This window comes from Pontibacillus chungwhensis BH030062 (assembly GCF_000770675.1).
Taxonomy (GTDB): Bacteria; Bacillota; Bacilli; order Bacillales; family BH030062; genus Pontibacillus; species Pontibacillus chungwhensis.
On record NZ_AVBG01000034.1, the window covers coordinates 1 to 518 of the forward strand.

The 518-nt window shown below is 45.0% G+C and carries 2 tRNA genes and 1 rRNA gene; all 3 read right to left on the reverse strand.

Features of this window, described 5'->3' with window-relative positions:
- Nucleotides 1–81: 81 nt before the first annotated feature.
- The 3 genes from N780_RS19080 to rrf all read right to left on the reverse strand — a co-directional run bounded on the left by N780_RS19080 (nt 82) and on the right by rrf (nt 386).
- Nucleotides 82–158: transfer RNA gene (locus N780_RS19080), tRNA-Thr, on the reverse strand.
- A 25-nt stretch (nt 159–183) separates the two neighbouring features.
- Nucleotides 184–259: transfer RNA gene (locus N780_RS19085), tRNA-Val, on the reverse strand.
- An 11-nt stretch (nt 260–270) separates the two neighbouring features.
- Nucleotides 271–386: ribosomal RNA gene (gene rrf / locus N780_RS19090) — 5S ribosomal RNA — on the reverse strand.
- Nucleotides 387–518: the final 132 nt, after the last annotated feature.

Here is a 518-nt window from a genome sequence, read left to right on the forward strand (position 1 = left end):
ACCCTCTGATTAAAAGTCAGATGCTCTACCAACTGAGCTAATGGCTCTTACTAATCTATATCATACGTATAACAATCGAAATGGTGCCGACCGAGGGACTCGAACCCCCAACCTACTGATTACAAGTCAGTTGCTCTGCCAGATTGAGCTAGGTCGGCTTACGATCTTTAGTTTTAAAAGAAATGGTGGAGGATGGCGGGCTCGAACCACCGACCCCCTGCTTGTAAGGCAGGTGCTCTCCCAGCTGAGCTAATCCTCCGTATTTATAAAGCCTGGCGGCGTCCTACTCTTGCGGGGGTGAAACCCCGACTACCATCGGCGCTGAAGAGCTTAACTTCTGTGTTCGGCATGGGAACAGGTGTGACCTCTTCGCCAAAACCGCCAGACCTTATTGATCCTTTTTACAAGGACAAGATATATTGTACTTTATCTTTCGATTAAAGTCAACAGGTATTTTAGATTTTTTCTAAGTACCTTCAAAACTAGATAAGAATGTAGACATAACCGTTTTTCACTTT